Consider the following 14,963-nt stretch of genomic DNA (forward strand, 5'->3'; position numbering starts at 1 on the left):
CTTTCTCGGGGGAGTGCTTTTTATGTGAGGATGTGAATTTTAGTGATGTAGGGTGATTGAGAATGGTATAAGATCAATGTATACTCTGATTAATAAATTGTGAACTGGGAGGTTATAAAGATGAAAAATATCAATTCCGCACAAGAACTTTTTAATGAGTTAAAGGATATGAATAAGAGTTAAACAATTTCAGTTACCCGGTAAAGGCAGATTTACAATTGTTTATCAAGAGGGTGCTTCAGTGCAAGAAGAGATTGATGCAGATGAAGAACTTAAGGAGATGATTCGTGAAAGTATGGAGGCATATAAAAAGGGGGATTATCAATCAACTTCTGAACTATTAAAATGTTTATCAAAGGAAGACTTTAAAAAATGAAAGTAATTTGGCCATCTCCTGTCAGACTCAAATTGCAATCCTTTCACTCCCATCGATTTACTCCTCACGAAACATATCAATATATTTCCAGAATGGTTAAAAATACGGAGAAAAAGCTTTTAAATGAAACAATAGTTTGAGGTATATAGAAGAAAGAAATGAATTCACAAATACAAATAGAATAATTGTTGATAGATTTAAAATCTATTATAAACGTGCTGGAAATAATGTAATTATAGTAGGAATTAAGTTTCCAGTTGAAAATTAATTATTGACTTTCCCTGTATTTTCCCATAAACTATGACCATAACGAAAAGGAGGTGGATCAGGTGAAGATTACTGGCAGTGGCATTTCAAAATTCACGGAATATCTTTGGATTTGTTATGCGCTTTTTTCCAATGTTTCTTACCATGGGATACGTATGTCCTTTTTTAAGACAACTTAATTGGAAAAAAACCAGTAAGAGACATCTGACCACAAACGGCATATTTTTAAATAAAGGCGGTGGAGAATGGTTCTCTGCGGTCTTTTTTGTGTTCAAAAAAATGTCTCTTCTGAACGGAAAGGAAGAGAATGATGATCGTATGCAGTATACAAAATGTAACACAGATCATTGGAGCAAATACGGTATTCAGCGGAATCACAGCAGAAATGAAACAGGGAGACAGAATTGGGCTAATTGGCAGGAACGGGGAAGGGAAAACCACCTTACTTGATCTGATTGCAGGGAAAACAGCGCCGTCCAGCGGTATGATTACATGGAAAAAAGGATTAAGTGTGGAACTTCTGGAGCAGCAGCCCAACACGAACGCAGAAAAAAATGTGGAATCGATCCTTTATGAAGTGTTTGCTTCCATCGAAGAATTAAAAATAAAAATGTCTGAACTTGAACAGGAAATGGCAGTGGAAACGAATTCGGATAGACTGTCACGTATAATGGAAAAATACGGCCTTGTGCAGGAAACATTCCAGCAGGAGGGCGGCTATGAAATGGATGCACAGGTAAGGCGGATCATGAGCGGTTTGCACATTGAAAAACTGGCAAAAAAAGAATGGCAGCAGTTGAGCGGCGGAGAACGGACAAAAATTGGGCTGGCAAAGCTGCTGCTTGCAAAACCGGATTTGCTGCTATTGGATGAGCCGACAAACCATTTGGATTTACCTGCGATCGAATGGCTGACAAATTTTATTCGGCAATATGATGGAACCGTAATTATTGTTTCGCATGACCGCTACTTCTTGGATGAAACGGCAACCTCCATTTTGGAAATGGATCAGGGGGAGCTAATTAAATATCATACAAACTATACAGGTTATGTAAAAGAGCGTGAGGAAAGACTGCTCCGTGAATTTCAGCAATATGAGGATCAGCAAAAAAAGATCAAAAAAATGAAGGAAACGATTAAAAGGCTGAAGGAATGGGCAAACCAGGCCAGCCCGCCAAATGATGGACTGCACCGTCGTGCCAAAAGCATGGAAAAAGCACTTGCGCGAATCGAAGTGAAAAAGAGGCCGGTTATGGATCAGAAAAAAATCGGCCTGGACTTCAAGACAAATAAACGTAGTGGAAACGATGTGGTAATCATGGAAGCGGTGAGCAAATCATTCGGTGACAGGCCATTATTTTCCGGACTCGACATGCACGTTCAATTCCAGGAACGGATTGCTATTGTGGGGGAGAATGGTATTGGGAAATCAACACTGTTGAATATGCTGCTGGGAGCCGAGGAGGCAGATAGCGGTGAAATTAAACTTGGCAGTAACCTGTCCGTTGGTTTTCTAACACAGCATATGGCTGAGATCGATGAAGATTGTTCGATTCTGGAAGCATTTCGTAAAGAAGTACCTGTGACGGAAGGGGAGGCCCGGCATATTTTAGCCAAATTTCTTTTTTACGGTAAAACGGTCTTTCAAAAAGTGGGCAGCATGAGCGGCGGGGAGAAGATGCGGTTGCGTCTCGCACAGCTTGTTTATCAGAATCATAATCTGCTCATTTTGGATGAGCCGACAAACCATCTGGATATTGAGTCAAAGGAAGTACTGGAGGATGCATTGGAGCAATTCAACGGAACAGTCCTGGCCGTGTCCCATGACCGCTACTTTTTGGATAAAATTTTTCCGGTAACGTATTGGCTGGTTGCTGGAAAATTAACGAGGTATGAGGGAAATTACACGTATGCACGGGAAAAAGGTATTGAATTATAGAGGCGGGAGTGTATGCTCCTTCCGCCAGTCTAATCTTTATGAGAGGCAGGAATTACGGATGAAGGAAATAGTAAACGGAAAAGACATATCAATAAAAGATGCAGCAAACTTCATTTCTATATTGAATCAGCAAAACGCTTATCACATCGGCTTTTGCGGGACAGACCCAGAGGAGATCGAAAATGCGATAACAGAAGACGTCAGTGAAATGGTGGCTGCAGTAAAAGATGGAAGGCTTGTTGGATGGATTGGTGCTGATACAGATGAAGATACAGCAGAAGTGTGGGGGCCGTTTATTGATGGCGAATACGAAATTGATCTCGCGCTTGCCTTGTGGGAAAAGCTGCTTGAACAATTGTCGCCAACAGTAATACATTTCATCTTATTTCCCAATAGAGAAAATGTATTGGTAAAAGATTTTGCTGAAGAGCTCCAATTTAAACAAAAAACCGATCAGGCTATTCTAATATTTTCCGAAGAACAGCTAAAAAAACTTCCAAAGACTGATTTGGAACCACTTACACAGGCGGATCATCCTGAGTTTATCCGCTTGCATGATGAGGCATTTCCCGGGACCTATTATTCCGGCAGGGAAATAATCGAGCGGCTTCATCAGACAAACACAGCTTTTGTCCTAAGGGATGAGGGGCGCCTGGCAGGCTATGTTTATGTGGAAGCAGACCCGGAATTTGGCGGGGGTTCCATTGAATTTATTGCAGTGCATCCGGCATTCCGGGGTAAGGGGTGTGGAAAAAAGCTTCTGACAGGGGCGGTGTATTGGCTTTTTACTTTTGACTCGATCGATGAGATCAAATTAACTGTAGGCGCAGATCATCAAAACGCGCTTGGTTTGTATAAGTCAGTCGGTTTTAATGTGGAACATAAGTTGTATTATTTTATAAAAACGGAGAAAAAGCTGAAGTAGCGGGAAAAGATATTTATCCTTATTTCCCATCTGGCTGGGGGCTATTGTTCACGCTGATAAATTACGTGTGCCCCTTTTTAGATTGTGGGCTAGTCTTTGTTCCTTCCAACAATCCCGTAAAAGAACAGCTTTGTCAAGTCCTCTGTCAAAGGAAGAATGGACTGGGCAGTTCCCTTTTGCCGCATATACTCCGTAAACATCTGAATGAACACTAAAATAGCTTCGTTCGATACGTCCGGATCGATATACCCTTGTTTCTTCCCCTCATTAAAAAATTCAATAAGCCGGGGAAATGCCTTTTCCTGATAAAATCTCTCAATATAACTGTTGCCACTTGCGTATTCCTTCATAAAATAGCCGAAGAAATCTTCGTTTATATGACCAGCCACATCCCCTTTCTGAAATGTAATCTGCTTTATTTTTTCAGGAAAGGGAATGTCGCTATCCAATAGTTCTTCATATTCCGCCCATACTTTGTCTACGTAATAAATAATTACTTTTTGAATTAAGTCGTCTTTGCTGCCGAAATAATTATAGATTGTAACTTGAGAAACATTTGCTTCTTTCGCTATTTCAGCAACAGAAACCTTATTTACACCGTACTTCATAAACAAATCCAAGGATGCTTTCAAAATACTATTTTTCTTCAGCTCTTTTCTCCGTTCGAAGCCGTTCATTTCTTTCACCTCATTTAATAGTGTAATAAAAGTTTTGTAATAAAACAACATTAATATTTCATAAACTATTGATAAAAGAACTTCTTTCATATATTATGAACTATAGAGGTTAAAATATTTCATAATTATAATTAAAAGGGGGTACATCATGAGTATTATTAAGACGGAGAATTTAACGAAGAAGTTCGGAAGCTTTACTGCTTTGGACAGGGTGAACATGGAAGTAAATGCAGGGGAAGTATACGGTTTTATTGGTCCCAATGGCGCCGGTAAATCAACAGCAATTCGTGTGCTGCTTGGTATTTTAAAAGCAACAGAAGGGAAAGCCGAAATATTCGGCAAAGATGCCTGGAAGGACGCAGTAGAACTGCATAAGCGTGTTGCCTATGTACCGGGAGATGTTAATTTATGGCCGAACCTTACCGGGGGAGAGGTCATTGACTTATTTACCAAATTACGCGGCGGACAAAGTAAAAACACCAGACGTGAAGAGCTTATTGAAAAATTCAAGCTGGATCCCACCAAAAAATGCCGCACCTATTCTAAAGGAAACAGACAAAAGGTTGCGCTAGTTTCCGCCTTTTCATCGGAGGCTGATCTTTACATCCTGGATGAGCCCACTTCCGGGCTTGACCCCCTTATGGAGCGGATTTTTCAGGAAACAATCAAGGAAGCCAAAAGTGAAGGTAAAAGCGTGCTCCTTTCCAGCCATATTTTATCCGAGGTGGAGAAATTATGCGACAGTGTAGGCATTATCAGAGAGGGGAAAATGATTGAATCCGGTTCCTTGGATGAGATGCGTCACCTTACGCGCACACATATACTTGTGGATACGAAGGAAGCAATCCCTTCTTTGGGAAGCTTAAAAGGGGTACATGATTTGGAAAATACGGACCAGGGACTCTCTTTACAAGTAGATACTGAAGAAATGGATGCAGTGATGAGACATATAAGCCAGTACGGCATTTTAAAACTGGAGAGTGCGCCACCTGCGCTGGAAGATCTGTTTATGCGGCATTACGAACATAAAGAGGAAGCGGGAGCAGGAGGTGAATCCTGATGGGATTGCTTTCCAATTTTAGAAATACATCAAGGCTTGCAGGACTGATGCTAAGAAGAGACCGGATACGCATCTTGTTATGGATAATAGGTATTACTTTTTTTACTTTAATCGTTCCTGTTGCATATGAAGAGATATATGGTACCGACCAGGAAAGACAGGGGATGGCCGAAACGATGGCGAACCCGGCAATGACAGCAATGGTGGGACCCGGAAATCTGGAAAATTATACAGTTGGTGCGATGACTTCTCATCAGATGCTGCTCTTGACAGCGGTAGTTGTAGGCTTGATGAATATTTTGCTTGTGAATCGGCATACAAGGGTGGATGAAGAAGAAGGCCGGATTGAGTTGATTCGTTCTTTGCCTGTAGGTCGGTTGGAAAATTTAAATGCGACATTGATCATTATGGTATTTACAAATATATTGCTTGCTCTTATAAATGGATTTGGGTTATATGCATTGGGTATCGAAAGCATGGATCTTTCAGGCTCATTATTATACGGGGCTGCACTGGGTGGAACAGGGATTGTCTTTGCCGGTGTTGCAGCTGTGTTTGTCCAGCTTTCGGAAAGTTCCCGTGGTGTGGTCGGGTATTCCATCGCAGTGCTGCTCATTGCTTATCTCTTGCGGGCAATCGGTGATGTGAGTAATGAAACACTATCCATGTTCTCACCTTTAGGGTGGGTTACTGGAACAGAAGCTTATTGGAATAACAATTGGTGGCCGATTCTTTTAATGCTTGGTGTGACGTTCACATTATTTTGTATTGCAAACTATTTAAATTCCATCCGTGATTTGGAAGCGGGCTTTTTCCCGGCGAGGCCGGGAAGAAGAAATGCTTCTGCCTTTTTACAAAGTCCATTGGGTCATGCGTTGAGGTTGCAGAGGGCCGGCATTATTGCCTGGGCGATAGGCATGCTCGTCCTGGGCGCATCCTATGGTTCCGTACTGGGGGACCTGGAAGCCTTTTTCTCAGATAATGACATGCTGAGAGAGATGCTTGTGCAGGAAGAAGGTTACTCGCTGACTGAACAATTTATTCCCATGCTGATGATGGTGATGAGTTTACTTGCCACCGTTCCGCCGGTCATGGCTATGCTTAAGCTTTATGGGGAGGAGAAAAAGAACCGGCTGGAACAAATACTGGCTTCATCGGTTTCGCGGTCGAAACTGATGGGGAGCTACTTTTTAATTGCAGTTATAAATGGATTTATTATGCTTTCACTTACTTCTATTGGTTTATGGTCTGCAGGAACAGCGGTAATGGATGAACCGTTTGACTTTGGAACGATTTATGGTGCAGGGCTCATCTATTATCCTGCTTTATTGTTCATGTTAGGGTTAGCTGTACTATTCATTGGATACTTGCCAAAGCTAACCAGTCTTGTTTGGGCATATCTTTTCTACGCTTTTATTGTTTTATATCTGGGAGGAATATTGGACCTTCCGGAATGGCTGGGAAGGCTATCTCCCTTTGGTTATATTCCTCAGCTTCCGGTGGACGAAGTGGAATGGGTGCCATTGCTTACTCTTACCGCCATTGCTGTAGTTTTAATTGTTGCAGGGTTTATTGGTTATAAGAGACGCGATGTGGAAGGGTGATTTTATAAGGGACTGTCCCTGTCGGTAAGGAAGCAGTCCCTTCACACTTATGGATTTTCCATTTCTCCCATAAATAAAATAGTACCTGTTTTCTCATCTTTAATCGTAAAAAAGAAAGGTCTGTTGATCTCCATATAAAACGGTTGTGCTGCGGGTGCTGACGTTGTTTCCATTTCTATGGAAGTAGCACCTGCAGCTTCCGTTCCTTCTTCGTTAACTTCGATAAATGTTTTTTGTTTTACTTGATCGATCCAAATCGTATCATCTTCCTCAACCAATTTTGAAAAATCGGCCGTGCTGGGATTGAATGCAGACTCCATGCCCAGCTGCTCTAATGCATTATTAAGATTTATTTCATATTCAAGTTCAAACTTAGGTAATAAAACAGTACCTTTTGCTTCCTGGAATTGAGGTTGCCAATCTTTCCATTTTTCGTGCGTAAGTTTTTGTCTGAAATGATTCAGGTCCGAATGCTCTTTGGGCAAAAACACGTACATGCTCATCGTGCCGTCCTCACCATATGGCAAAGCGGCAGCCTGAAAATCGTCATTTTCAAAGTATGGCAATTCCTCCTGTAACAACATGAGCGATACATTTTCAGTGGAACCATCACTTAAATAAAATGGTTTGTCTTCTGTGTTATTTTCATCAAACGCATGCTTCCATTCTCCTTTAAAATAAATCGCGTTAATAAGTATGGCTACCAAATCAGGGTTTAACGGATTTTCCACCACATCTGTAATTTTTCCGTTTGTTGCTGATTCCACCCAGTCATTTATTCTCTGTGCGGCATTTTCGCTGTGAAAATCAATTTCTTCCTGTTGTGCTGCATAGTAATTACTTGTGTCCCGGGAAAATGCCTCTTGAAAATGATATGGCTCCTGCAGCCAAATGGAATTGGCGATATGCACTTGTAATTGGTCTTCTGCGCGTTGGAGGACGGAAAATAAAGATGCATGATCTTTGTTCCAGGTGTCCAAGTCATTATTTTCCGCCTGCAGCACGTGCGCTATTTCTTCCTTTGTTGCTCCGTTTGCTCCATTATAAATCATAGATAAAGCCAAGGATAAACTCATCGGTGAAATAAATGTGTTGCCGTTTGTATCCGCTTCTATTTTGTCAATCAAATGGAAGCCCAGTTCATTACTGGCTGAAGCAGCATCTTCATAATCTCCTTCTGTTACATCTGAGACGGAGCTGCCGGGATTTTCCTTGACTTCCGCTCCTCCACAGCCTGCCAACAGTAAAATCGCCATCGAAACAATAAATAATTTTTTCATTGGTAATTTTCACCTGCCTTTATAAGTTAGTCTGTCTTATCGTCAAAAAAGTTACTGTTTTTTAAAAATAAACGTACTATACCATTGCTATTATAAATCACCTTAATAATTACTTAGCCTCTATGGATTCTAAATCCATGTTATAGTAAAATAATTTTGGTATCATAAAACACTTTTAAAAATAATACCTAGTACCAGGTATTAACACTTTGTGATAAAATAATAACAAACGAATGAATTCAATCAAATGGGAGAGAAGAAAAGATGTTTTATAATTTCGCAGCCAATGTCGTTAAAATTATTTTAAGCATATTTGGCAGAGTAAAAGAATATCAGACAGAAAATAAACCGCAATCAGGTTCCTATATTATTGCATGTACACACACTGGCTGGGTCGATATATTATGGCTGGGAGTGGCCATGCTTCCAAAACAAATTCATTATATGGCAAAAAAGGAATTATTTAAAAATGCATTCTTAAGAGCACTTATGAATGGGTTGAATGCTTTTCCTGTAGATCGTGAAAATCCTGGCCCGAGCACAATTAAAATACCAAGAAAATTGCTTAAAGAAGGGAAAATGGTGGGGATTTTTCCAAGCGGAACAAGAACAGATGAAGAAGTCCCATTGAAAAGAGGGGCAGTGACTATTGCGGGTTATTCCAAAGCACCGATTCTCCCTGTAGCTTACGTAGGGCCAAATAATTTCAAGGAATTATTCACTCGTGTAAAGCCAAAACTTATTTACGGTGAGCCTATCTATTTAGATGGAGAAGTTTCGAAAAAAGAAGCAATGGAAATCATGATGAAGGATTTGGATAAGTCATTAAAGATGCTGCAGGACCAATTAAAGAATAAAGAATGAGGGAAATGAGAACAGCAGGGGATGGCGTCCCCCTGCTGTTTTTTTAAGGTTTATAATAAGTAAATACTCTTTCCTGCTGCTCCACCATCCTTATGTGATCAAAAGAACAATGTCCACCTTTCTCAGTATATGGATCTTGGAATCTGCCAAGCGATTAATTTTATTTATCCAGCAAAATTTCCTGCAATGTTTCTTTCTGACTGGACTCGCTGAAAATATATAGTAAATCGCCTGTTTCAACGATGGTACTTCCTGAACTAATCATAGACGTTCGTGTTTTGCGAATGCAGGTGTGAATAGAAAACATACCCGGAGAGAAAATAAAGCTGGGTCCATACGCAGTTCCATTGTTCCGAAAGTAGGGAAAGGTATTGGTACAGCAATTTCTGGATTGGTTAAATACGATAGGGTTACCCGGTCTATATTTGGCTATGTTCCTGGAAGGTTCGTCCATACCACTTCCCGGTGTAATCATTGTGCTGACATTCGGGTATGTGCTTTCACCCGGGTTTGGGGGAATTGTTGTTATAGCTGCAGTGATGAGTTTATTTTACACAAGCGCCAGTCTCATACCATTTTATTTGGCAGCAAAGCTCGAATCTGCACTTCCTGGAAGACTGAAGCAAAAAATAAAGAAAAGCCAGGTTTATTTTAATCGTTACGGGACATGGAGTATTGCATTGTCCAGGCCATTTGGTATTGGTAATTATATTTCTTATATAGCCGGGTTGAGTAAAGTTAATCCATGTAAATTTTTTCTGTTAACCTTTCTTGGAATTTATCCATGGAGTGTGGTCATGCTCTGGTTAGGTGACTATTTTAACGGCAATACGGAAGCATTTAACCAATTTTTCCGTTCCCAGCAGATTTATTTATATGGGTTTATTGGTATTGTTATTACTGTTGCTGTTGGCGTCTTTTATTTTTGGAAAAAGCAAACCAGGATACGGATAAAGGATAAGGAGGTGGATTAAAGTGAAACCAAGACCCTCAGCTATCCCTCTAACAAAGAGAAGCGGAAAAATGAAAAGAAAAAACATATATGTAAATCCTTATCCATACCATCACTGAATCTTTTACCTGTATAAAACGTATACATAAGTATAGAAAATTGAAGGATGGTTTGGCTATGGATTATGATACGAAAGTGTATGAAGAGATACAGATTTGGCGAAATAAAGTCCTGAGGAAATCCGGTTTGTTTAATCAATTATCCAAAAAAGCACAAACGAAAATGAATAGTATGATCCCCGAGAAAGCCCATAAAATCATATCCGATAGTATTAAAAATATGGTAAAGGCAACATTGGTCGGCTCTGATATGACGACGAAAAAACCGCAGCCGGTGAAAATATCATTATATGCCAGAGATGAACTGGCTAAGGAAAAATTAACATCATATCGGAAAACAGCAGTTATCGAAGGGGCAGGAACGGGTGCCGGGGGTATCTTCCTCGGGCTTGCGGATTTTCCATTGCTATTATCAATAAAAATGAAATTCTTGTTCGAATCAGCCGCAGTATATGGCTATGATGCAAGTGAATATGAAGAGCGCTTGTTCATTCTCCATATATTTCAGCTCGCTTTTTCCAGTGATGAAAAAAGGAAGGATACGTTTTATATTATCGAAAATTGGGAGCAGGAGAAGAAGAAACTTGTTGATATGGATTGGCGCGTTTTCCAACAGGAATATCGGGATTACATTGATTTAATCAAAATGCTGCAATTGATTCCCGGGTTTGGTGCCATTGTCGGTGCATATGCAAACCATAACCTGATGGATACGTTGGGGGAGACTGCTATGAATGCGTACCGGATGCGATTTTTGAATATGATTTAAAAAACCATGCTTCATCACAGATGATCAAGCATGGTCTTTCCTTGCTTTTTTAGAAAATATGAAGCTTTTCAATCCGCTCTATTGCTTCTTTGATTCTCTCTTTATCCACTAACAGGCCGACGCGTACATATCCTTCACCGTATGTGCCAAAACCATTCCCTGCAGCGACGGCAACATCTGCCTCATCCAGCAGGAAATCGGTAAACCCTTCACTGGTAAAACCATCGGGTACAGGAAGCCAGGCAAAGAAAGATCCTTTTGGTGCTTTAATATCCCAACCGATTCTCCTGCATTCCGTAACAAGCGCCTGACGTCTTTCTTCATAAAGTGCCAGAAGATCATCGACACAGGATTGGTCTTCGGTAAGTGCTGCAGCTGCTGCTTTTTGTACAGCCGGAAACAGACTTACATACATATGATCCTGAATCAGGTTAATTGCCTCTATCATTTTTTCATTCCCTACTGCAAAGCCAACGCGCCACCCGGCCATATTATAGGTTTTTGATAAAGTGTAAATCTCTATTCCAGTCTCTTTTGCATTTTTAACCTGCATGTAGCTTACTGGTTTGTTACCATCAAATCCAAGCGCACCATAGGCAAAGTCGTGGACGACAGCAATGTCATTTTTTCTCGCAAGTTCTGCTGTTTTTTCGAAAAAATCCAAATCAGCTGTTGCGCCTGTCGGGTTGTTTGGATAGTTTAAAACTATCATTTTTGCCTGCTGTTTCTGTTTGTCCGTCAATTTCTCATAATCAGGAAGAAATTCGTTTTCTTCCAATAAAGGCATGGCTTCATATCGGACTCCGGCCAATCCGACACCAGATAAATAATCAGGGTATCCCGGATCGGGAAGCAGCATGAGTTCTCCTTCATTCATCAGTGCCAGTGGAAGTTCAACAAGACCCGCCTTTGCACCAAATAATATGGCAACTTCTTTATTCGGATCAATGTCTGCATTATATTCCCGCTTATAAAAGTCGCTCGCTGCCTGTCGCAGTTCTCTTATACCTCTAAAAGCGGAATATTTATGTGTTTTTGGATCTTCTGCTGCCTCCTGTAATTCCTTTACTATATGTTTGGGTGTAGGCTGATCAGGGTTGCCCTGCCCAAGATTAATGACATCCCTTCCTTCTTCCATGGCTGCATTCACTTTCTTTACTAAAGCAGCAAAAAATTGGTCAGGTAAATTTTTTAGACGTTCCGAAAATTCCATAATAATAACCCCCTCGTCACTTAACTCAACCGGTTATAAACAAAAGATAAAAGCAGTCTGATTCATAACTTTTACGTTAAATCCCAGTATACGCATAAAAGGATGAAAAGAAAATAATTAAACGCTATTACAATTTTATATAATAACCCCCTACATTTCAAAGAATCATAGCAATTAACAGATTTAACAAGAAATTATAAAAGTTTACCAGTAATATATTGCATTTTACCTAGGTAAATAGTATGATAGTTTACATTAATATATTGCATATGACTAACTGTTTATATGTGAAAACATCATGGGGGGGAACTACGATGAAAGATGAAAAACTATCATTTTCGGCACTTCTGGCAATTGGTGTTATGTTATTTGCGTTATTTTTTGGTGCCGGTAATTTAATTTTCCCGGCAGAGCTTGGTCAGAATGCCGGTACAAACATGTGGCCGGCGGTAATTGGATTTCTCATTACCGGGGTGGGGCTGCCGTTGCTTGGAATTATGGCCATGAGCTTTTCAGGAAGTGCTAATTTGCAGGAATTGGCAAGCAGAGTACATCCGGTATATGCTGTATTTTTTACATCATTATTATACTTGACGATCGGCCCATTTTTTGCTGCTCCCCGTACAGGGACAGTTGCTTATGAGGTTGGATTTATGACGTTTATACCTGAAGCCAATCAGCAAATCGGTTTATTGATCTTTACTATTATCTTCTTTACGATTGCTCTGCTGTTCTCGTTAAAACCGGGAAAAATAGTGGATAATGTTGGTAAGATTTTGGCTCCCGGAATTGTTATTTTATTATTAATTCTATTGGCCTTTGTTGTTGCAAGTCCGATGGGCGCAATTGAATCACCACAGGAAGCATATCAAAGCGGTGCGTTTACAACAGGATTCCTGGAAGGGTATAACACAATGGATGCACTGGCTTCACTTGTGTTTGCCATTATTGTAATAAATGTTGTTCGTTCGATGGGTGTGAAATCAAGTAGAGGGATTCTCAACACGACTGCCAAAGCCGGTACGGTTGCAATAGTATTACTCGGGGTAATATATGCAGGTATTGCTTATTTGGGTGCAACCAGTACACAAATTTTCGGAATTGCAGAAACAGGTGGACCTGTATTAAGTAATGCAGCTTCCTATTATTTCGGGACCTTTGGCTCTATTCTTTTGGCCATTGTCATCACGCTTGCCTGTTTAACGACAAGTATCGGTTTAATTGTTGCCAATGCGGAATATTTCCATACGCTGCTTCCCAAAATAAGCTATAAGAAATTGGTAGTGTTTTTCACTGTACTAACTTTTGGTATTGCAAACTTTGGGCTGGCAAATATTATTACATTCTCCGTGCCGGTGTTAATGTTCCTGTATCCATTGGCGATTGTACTGATGCTGTTGACATTTATCTCACCACTGTTTAATCATGATAGGTTGGTATATGTGTCAACAATTGCTGTAACTTTCTTCATCAGTATATTTGACGGATTAAAAGCACTTACGAACTCACTTGGCGTGGATTATTTTGCCTGGATGGTGCCGTTCATTGATTTCTTTGAATACACATTGCCCATGTATGAGCAGGGGCTGGGATGGCTGCTGCCGGCACTGATTGTCATTGTGGTCACCGGGGTGGTAAGCCGTGTAAGAAAAACATCGGCTGCGGCCTCGAAAGCTTCTTAGTCATCCGTAGATGCAAACATAAACGTTTTATATAACTGACATACAATCGGTTTCCTCACATAAGGGGGGCCGATTTTTTTGCTTTATTCAGCCTGCTTCAGTTTTAAGGAACAGCGCCTGGTGGGGTTGACGCCAAAGTATATGAAGTTTTCTCAATCGGCACTTTTTTTGGTGCATGGCAGGGGATACTCGGCTTCTATACACTATTAAATAAACATTTTCGCTTGTTTGCTTACATCATTTATAAGATGAAATACGAAATGTGGTAAAATATTATATAATATGTTTTCCGAATAATTAAACGGAGGTAAAGATATGTCTATTGCCTACCCCGAAATAGACGAAGTGATAAAGTATATTCATGAGCATTTGGATGAACCACTTACGCTTCAACGGGTGTCTAATTACGCTGCTTACAGCCCCTATCATTTCACCCGGATATTCAAAGAGCGGATAGGGGTGCCCCCTCATTATTATATTTCATCTATACGGTTGCAAAAAGCAAAGGATCTGCTATTAACGACAAATTTAAGTGTACGTGACATCGGAATGGAAGTTGGTCAGCAAAGCCTTGGCACCTTTACAACTCGGTTTACGCAAAGAGTGGGCTTAAGTCCCGCCCAATTCCGGCAATCTGCCAATCAGGTGGGAGATTATTTGGATTCTCTGCAGCAATTAACAGATTGGAAAAGTTCGCATTCGCCTATATTGACGGAAGGTGGACACGTTGTGCAGGGAACAATTAAAGCTGTCGTTCCGTTTCACGGTGTTATTTTAGTAGGCTTGTTTCCCAAACCAATACCTGAGGGCCTCCCTGTATATGGTACGCTGCTCTCTTCCTTGGGTGAATATTCTTTTCAGCATGTCCATCCAGGAATTTACTATCTCTTGGCTACAGCTGTATCCTGGGAAATGGCAGCAACAGATATATTGCTTCCACATACAACCCTGCGCGCCAAGTCAGAGCAGGCAGTAACAGTAAAGACAGATGCCGATACGCTTCATCAGCACCTTACACTTCATGAACCGCGTATTGATGATCCGCCTATTTTAATTTCCTTGCCACTTTTAATGAAAAAATTTCTTATACGTTCTTTTCAACACAGCAATCGATAAGAAATATCATGTTCTGATCTCTGCTAGAGTAAGTCTATACTAATTTACAGGTAAGGAGCATTCCTGTAATGAAGAAATTTGAGGTTTGAACAAAAATGAGCCCTCTTGGTATAGTACTGG

14 protein-coding genes are annotated in these 14,963 nt (G+C 40.5%); 11 read left to right on the plus strand and 3 right to left on the minus strand.

Translation table 11 applies throughout. The features are described 5' to 3' along the window. Positions 1-241: 241 nt before the first annotated feature. The 4 genes from ACZ42C_RS16640 to ACZ42C_RS16655 all read left to right on the plus strand — a co-directional run bounded on the left by ACZ42C_RS16640 (position 242) and on the right by ACZ42C_RS16655 (position 3,507). Entirely contained in the window at positions 242-376 is a 135-nt protein-coding gene (locus ACZ42C_RS16640; RefSeq protein ID WP_461181596.1) for a hypothetical protein, read from the plus strand. A 329-nt stretch (positions 377-705) separates the two neighbouring features. Continuing rightward, the gene (locus tag ACZ42C_RS16645) at positions 706-822 is read left to right on the plus strand and encodes an RAxF-45 family protein (protein WP_461181597.1); all 117 of its coding nucleotides are present in this window, start codon (positions 706-708) and stop codon (positions 820-822) included. Positions 823-953: 131 nt separating this feature from the next. After that, a complete protein-coding gene (gene abc-f / locus ACZ42C_RS16650) occupies positions 954-2,582 on the plus strand; it encodes a ribosomal protection-like ABC-F family protein (RefSeq protein ID WP_461181598.1) in 1,629 nt (542 codons plus the stop codon). Between the two features lie 58 nt (positions 2,583-2,640). Continuing rightward, positions 2,641-3,507, plus strand: coding sequence for a GNAT family N-acetyltransferase (locus ACZ42C_RS16655; protein ID WP_461181599.1), 867 nt, complete (start codon positions 2,641-2,643; stop codon positions 3,505-3,507). A gap of 89 nt (positions 3,508-3,596) precedes the next feature. Here the strand turns inward: ACZ42C_RS16655 and ACZ42C_RS16660 are convergent, their stop codons facing one another. Next, entirely contained in the window at positions 3,597-4,184 is a 588-nt protein-coding gene (locus tag ACZ42C_RS16660) for a TetR/AcrR family transcriptional regulator (RefSeq protein WP_461181600.1), read from the minus strand. Between the two features lie 148 nt (positions 4,185-4,332). On the opposite strand from ACZ42C_RS16660, the gene ACZ42C_RS16665 reads away from it, so the two are divergent. After that, on the plus strand, positions 4,333-5,244 hold the full coding sequence (locus ACZ42C_RS16665; protein ID WP_461181601.1) for an ABC transporter ATP-binding protein: 912 nt from the start codon (positions 4,333-4,335) through the stop codon (positions 5,242-5,244). Beyond that, entirely contained in the window at positions 5,244-6,848 is a 1,605-nt protein-coding gene (locus ACZ42C_RS16670) for an ABC transporter permease (RefSeq protein ID WP_461181602.1), read from the plus strand. The genes ACZ42C_RS16665 and ACZ42C_RS16670 overlap by 1 nt, the downstream gene beginning before the upstream one ends. A gap of 47 nt (positions 6,849-6,895) precedes the next feature. On the opposite strand, the gene ACZ42C_RS16675 is transcribed toward ACZ42C_RS16670, so the two are convergent. Further along, the gene (locus ACZ42C_RS16675) at positions 6,896-8,128 is read right to left on the minus strand and encodes a serpin family protein (protein WP_461181603.1); all 1,233 of its coding nucleotides are present in this window, start codon (positions 8,126-8,128) and stop codon (positions 6,896-6,898) included. Between the two features lie 264 nt (positions 8,129-8,392). Here ACZ42C_RS16675 and ACZ42C_RS16680 point away from each other — a divergent pair, with 264 nt between their 5' ends. From ACZ42C_RS16680 to ACZ42C_RS16690, 3 genes are all read left to right on the plus strand, one after another. After that, positions 8,393-8,992, plus strand: a complete 600-nt coding sequence (locus tag ACZ42C_RS16680; protein WP_461181604.1) for a lysophospholipid acyltransferase family protein — start codon at positions 8,393-8,395, stop codon at positions 8,990-8,992. 371 nt (positions 8,993-9,363) lie between these two features. Then, entirely contained in the window at positions 9,364-9,966 is a 603-nt protein-coding gene (locus ACZ42C_RS16685; RefSeq protein WP_461181605.1) for a DedA family protein, read from the plus strand. A gap of 155 nt (positions 9,967-10,121) precedes the next feature. Beyond that, positions 10,122-10,832: an EcsC family protein gene (locus ACZ42C_RS16690; RefSeq protein WP_461181606.1), complete on the plus strand. Its 711-nt coding sequence runs from the start codon at positions 10,122-10,124 to the stop codon at positions 10,830-10,832. A 49-nt stretch (positions 10,833-10,881) separates the two neighbouring features. On the opposite strand, the gene ACZ42C_RS16695 is transcribed toward ACZ42C_RS16690, so the two are convergent. Further along, a complete protein-coding gene (locus ACZ42C_RS16695) occupies positions 10,882-12,045 on the minus strand; it encodes a pyridoxal phosphate-dependent aminotransferase (protein ID WP_461181607.1) in 1,164 nt (387 codons plus the stop codon). Positions 12,046-12,359: 314 nt separating this feature from the next. Here ACZ42C_RS16695 and brnQ point away from each other — a divergent pair, with 314 nt between their 5' ends. Continuing rightward, a complete protein-coding gene (brnQ, locus tag ACZ42C_RS16700; RefSeq protein ID WP_461181608.1) occupies positions 12,360-13,727 on the plus strand; it encodes a branched-chain amino acid transport system II carrier protein in 1,368 nt (455 codons plus the stop codon). Positions 13,728-14,042: 315 nt separating this feature from the next. Then, a complete protein-coding gene (locus ACZ42C_RS16705) occupies positions 14,043-14,843 on the plus strand; it encodes a helix-turn-helix domain-containing protein (protein ID WP_461181609.1) in 801 nt (266 codons plus the stop codon). Positions 14,844-14,963: the final 120 nt, after the last annotated feature.

The sequence above is a fragment of the Virgibacillus kimchii genome (genome assembly GCF_055379185.1).

What these genes read in the sequence shown, in the direction of transcription:
- abc-f (WP_461181598.1), top strand. Translation starts at nt 954, where the DNA reads ATGATCGTATGCAGTATACAAAATGTAACACAGATCATTGGAGCAAAT.
- ACZ42C_RS16655 (WP_461181599.1), top strand. Translation starts at nt 2,641, where the DNA reads ATGAAGGAAATAGTAAACGGAAAAGACATATCAATAAAAGATGCAGCA.
- ACZ42C_RS16660 (WP_461181600.1), bottom strand. Translation starts at nt 4,184, where the DNA reads ATGAACGGCTTCGAACGGAGAAAAGAGCTGAAGAAAAATAGTATTTTG.
- ACZ42C_RS16665 (WP_461181601.1), top strand. Translation starts at nt 4,333, where the DNA reads ATGAGTATTATTAAGACGGAGAATTTAACGAAGAAGTTCGGAAGCTTT.
- ACZ42C_RS16670 (WP_461181602.1), top strand. Translation starts at nt 5,244, where the DNA reads ATGGGATTGCTTTCCAATTTTAGAAATACATCAAGGCTTGCAGGACTG.
- ACZ42C_RS16675 (WP_461181603.1), bottom strand. Translation starts at nt 8,128, where the DNA reads ATGAAAAAATTATTTATTGTTTCGATGGCGATTTTACTGTTGGCAGGC.
- ACZ42C_RS16680 (WP_461181604.1), top strand. Translation starts at nt 8,393, where the DNA reads ATGTTTTATAATTTCGCAGCCAATGTCGTTAAAATTATTTTAAGCATA.
- ACZ42C_RS16690 (WP_461181606.1), top strand. Translation starts at nt 10,122, where the DNA reads ATGGATTATGATACGAAAGTGTATGAAGAGATACAGATTTGGCGAAAT.
- ACZ42C_RS16695 (WP_461181607.1), bottom strand. Translation starts at nt 12,045, where the DNA reads ATGGAATTTTCGGAACGTCTAAAAAATTTACCTGACCAATTTTTTGCT.
- brnQ (WP_461181608.1), top strand. Translation starts at nt 12,360, where the DNA reads ATGAAAGATGAAAAACTATCATTTTCGGCACTTCTGGCAATTGGTGTT.
- ACZ42C_RS16705 (WP_461181609.1), top strand. Translation starts at nt 14,043, where the DNA reads ATGTCTATTGCCTACCCCGAAATAGACGAAGTGATAAAGTATATTCAT.